This is a genomic window from Xanthobacter autotrophicus, assembly GCF_005871085.1.
Lineage (GTDB): Bacteria > Pseudomonadota > Alphaproteobacteria > Rhizobiales > Xanthobacteraceae > Xanthobacter > Xanthobacter autotrophicus.
The window spans coordinates 1-3,369 of the sequence record NZ_VAUP01000026.1 but is presented as its reverse complement, the minus strand read 5'-3'; the positions used below and the strand labels follow the sequence as shown (position 1 = coordinate 3,369).

The 3,369-nt window shown below is 66.5% G+C and carries 3 protein-coding genes; all 3 read left to right on the top strand.

Features of this window, described 5'->3' with window-relative positions; genetic code table 11:
- The first annotated feature begins 145 nt into the window (after window positions 1-145).
- From FBQ73_RS11855 to FBQ73_RS11845, 3 genes are read left to right on the top strand one after another with little or no spacing between them, the layout of a single operon-like run.
- Window positions 146-1,354 (top strand): tyrosine-type recombinase/integrase, encoded by a 1,209-nt coding sequence (locus FBQ73_RS11855; protein WP_138399718.1) that lies wholly within the window; start codon window positions 146-148, stop codon window positions 1,352-1,354.
- Window positions 1,348-2,268 carry a tyrosine-type recombinase/integrase gene (locus FBQ73_RS11850; RefSeq protein ID WP_138399717.1) on the top strand — a complete coding sequence of 307 codons (921 nt, stop codon included), beginning with the start codon at window positions 1,348-1,350 and terminating at the stop codon, window positions 2,266-2,268. Before FBQ73_RS11855 ends, FBQ73_RS11850 begins: the two co-directional genes overlap by 7 nt.
- Window positions 2,265-3,269, top strand: a complete 1,005-nt coding sequence (locus FBQ73_RS11845) for a tyrosine-type recombinase/integrase (RefSeq protein WP_138399716.1) — start codon at window positions 2,265-2,267, stop codon at window positions 3,267-3,269. The genes FBQ73_RS11850 and FBQ73_RS11845 overlap by 4 nt, the downstream gene beginning before the upstream one ends.
- Window positions 3,270-3,369: the final 100 nt, after the last annotated feature.

Genomic DNA, 3,369 nt, shown 5'->3' with positions numbered 1-3,369 from the left:
ATGCCCCGCCCCACATGGCACAGGCCGTGGCCGCGTTCGGATCGGCCAGGCAGATCGCCTGTCGAATGGAATACGGCCGAAACCTTCGCTTTGCTCGCCGTGCCGGGCGCTCCCGGCGTGAACAAGCAGATCGAAGGAAAACACGGTGACAAAACGCAAGCGCAGACACCGCCGGAGCGTCGATGTCCGGATCAACTGGCTGCAACCGCATGCCGATGGCTTCAAGGACTGGCTCACCCAGAGGAAATACTCGCCGGCGACGATAACGGAGCTGGTGCGTCTGCTCGCCCTGTGGGGCGATTGGGTGCGCACCTCCGGCTTCGCAATCGAAACGCTCGCTTCCGGTCTCACGGCCTCAGCGTTGGTGTTCCGGGGCAGCAAGACAGCGCGGGCCCCTCAGGGCGCCGCCGCGCTGTTCATCTCCTATCTGCAGGAGACGAACGTCCTGCCTCCGGAGCGACACCCGTCGCTGGAGGAAACCTGGCCGACACTGGCCGCCTTCCGTCGCTGGATGCAGGAGCAGCGCGGCATCAAGGATTCCACGCTCGACACCTATCAGGCGATCCTGGTCGACCTGCTGGCGTCGCTCGGCACTGATCCGGCAGCTTACACGGCTGCCGCGATCCGCGGCTTCGTGCTCGATCGCGCGAAGCCGCACGGCCGTGGCCGAGCGCGGGGCATCACCGTCGCCACGCGTGCCTACCTCAAGTATCTCGTGGCGATCGGACAATGCCCGGTCGGCCGGGACCATGCGGTTCCAAGCTTCGCAAGTTGGCAGTTGGCGACCACGCCGCGCTTCCTCGGGCAATCCGACCTCGACCGTCTCATGATCGCGTGCGACGGCGAGGACCGCCTGCGCGACCGGGCCGTCATCCTGCTCCTGGCCCGGCTCGGCCTGCGGGCAAGCGAGGTCGCCGATCTCACCTTCGACGCGATCGACTGGGTGACCAGCCGCATAACCCTTGCTGGCAAGGTCCGGCGGGAAGAGCGCCTGCCGCTGACCCAAGAGATCGGCGACGCCATCCTCGCCTATATCGAGCGGGCGCGGCCACGCATCGCGACGACGCGGGTGTTCCTGACGGACACGGCGCCTGTCCACCCGTTGAGCCGCATCGCCGTGAAGTGCATCGTGCGCCGTGCCCTCGACCGGGCCGGCGTCAAAAGTGTCCATCGCGGCGCCCACGTTCTGCGCCACTCTGCCGCGACGTCCATGCTGCGCAACGGCGTCAGCCTCGCCGGCGTTGGCGCCGTGCTGCGGCACCGCTCGCCATCGGTCACAGCGCTCTATGCCAAGGTGGACATCGGCCTCCTGTCGGAGATCGCGCAGCCCTGGGGCGGGAGGCTGCCGTGCTGAGCGACGATGCAGCCCGCTACATCACTCTGCGCCGCACGCTCGGCTACAAGCTGATCAAGGCCGAACGGCATCTTCGCGCCTTCGCGCGCTTCGCCGCCGGGCGGGGCGAAGCGCATATCCGCACGGCATCCGTTCTCGCCTGGCTGGCGACAGTCGCCCGGACGCCGGGCGCCCGCGAGCGGCGTCTGACAGACCTCATCCTGTTTGCGCGCTTCCTCCATGCCGAAGATCCGCGGCATGAGATCCCGCACCCCGACGTCGCGCCGAGCCGGCATGGACGGCCGATCCCCTATATCTACGCGCCGGGCGAAATCGCCCGCATCCTCGATGCTGCCGGCAGTCTCCGGCACCAGAAGCCCAATCCCCTGCGGCGCCAGCTCTACGTCATGCTGTTCGGGCTGATCGCTGCCACGGGACTGCGTGTCTCGGAGGCTCTCGCGCTCAGGCTCGACGACATCCAGCCCGACGGCGTCTTGCACATCCGCGAGACGAAGTTCCGCAAGAGCCGGCTCGTGCCGTTGCATGCGACGGTCATCAAGGCGCTCGAAGGCTATCTCGAGGTTCGCCGCCAACGCGCCGGGGAGAGCGACTGGCTGTTCCCATCCGTCGAACATCGGGAGCTGTGCCCGACGACGGTGAACTACACGTTCCGTTGCATCCTGCGCCGGGCGGGGATCGCGCCCGAGCGAAGCCGGCAGCCTCGCATCCATGATCTTCGCCATACCTTCGCAACCCGGGTGCTGGAACAATGCGGCGCCGAGCGCGGCGTGGTCGCCCGGCACTTCGTCGCCCTGTCGACCTATCTGGGCCATGCCGATATCCGGAACACCTACTGGTATCTTGAGGCGACGCCGGAAATGATGGCGGATATCGCTTCGGCTGCAGAAATGCTGGTCGGGGAGAGCGTCGCATGACGAAGCTCGCCCCTCTCATCACCGCCTTCCTGCGCGATTACATGCCTCGCCAGAGAGGCTACAGTTTACAGAGCTGCGAGACATATGCGTTCAGCTTCAAGCTGCTGTTCGACTTCGCCGCGAAACGGCTGGGCACCCGTCCGTCACGGCTGACGATCGAAGACCTCGACGCGCCGATGATCGTGGCCTTCCTCGCCCATATCGAACAGGAGCGCGGCAACAGCGCTTCCACACGCAACCTGCGGCTCGCCGCCATCAAGACGTTCATGCGTTATGTGGAGCACAAGGTCCCCTCCGCCCTGGAGCAGATCGGCCGGATCCATGCCATCCCGGCCAAGCGCCATGACCAGAAGCTCATCCGTCATCTGATAATGGAGGAGGTCCGCGCGATCCTCAACGCTCCCGATCCTGCGACACGATCCGGTGTGCGCGACCGGGCCATGATGCACCTGTGCTTCGCCGGGGGCTTGCGGGTCTCTGAGCTGGTCGGCGTTCTGGTCGAAAACCTGTCGCTCCAGCCCGGCGCAAGCGTGATGATCCGGGGCAAGGGCCGCAAGGAGCGCTGCCTGCCGCTCTGGAAGGAGACGGCGCGAGATCTTCGCGCCTGGCTCGGCGTCAGGGGCGCGATCCGCGTGCCGGAGCTCTTCGTCAATGCGCAGGATGAGCCGATGACCAGAGCAGGCTTCGAGTATGTGCTCGACAAGCACGTCCGCAAGGCGGCCGAGACCTGCGCATCGTTGCATGGTCGGAGCGTCTCGCCACATCAGCTCCGGCACAGCTGCGCGGTCGTCATGCTGCAGGCCACCCACGACATCCGGAAGGTTGCCCTGTGGCTCGGTCATGCCGACATCCGCACGACGGAGGTCTATCTCCGCATGGACCCCTCCGAAAAGCTGGAAGCGATCGAGGCGGTCGTCCCGCCGGAGCTCAGGCGTGGCCGGTTCAAGGCACCGGATGCGCTGATCGCATCCTTGCTCTTGGACCTGGAGGCCCCGGCCTGATCGGAACAGGTCCGCACCTGAAGCGGTTCTCTCGCCCAATCGCCCCGGTCCTGCACCGGCATCGTGTTCGCCACGGCCTGTGCCGTGTGGGGCGCGGCTG

What these genes read in the sequence shown, in the direction of transcription:
- FBQ73_RS11845 (WP_138399716.1), top strand. Translation starts at nt 2,265, where the DNA reads ATGACGAAGCTCGCCCCTCTCATCACCGCCTTCCTGCGCGATTACATG.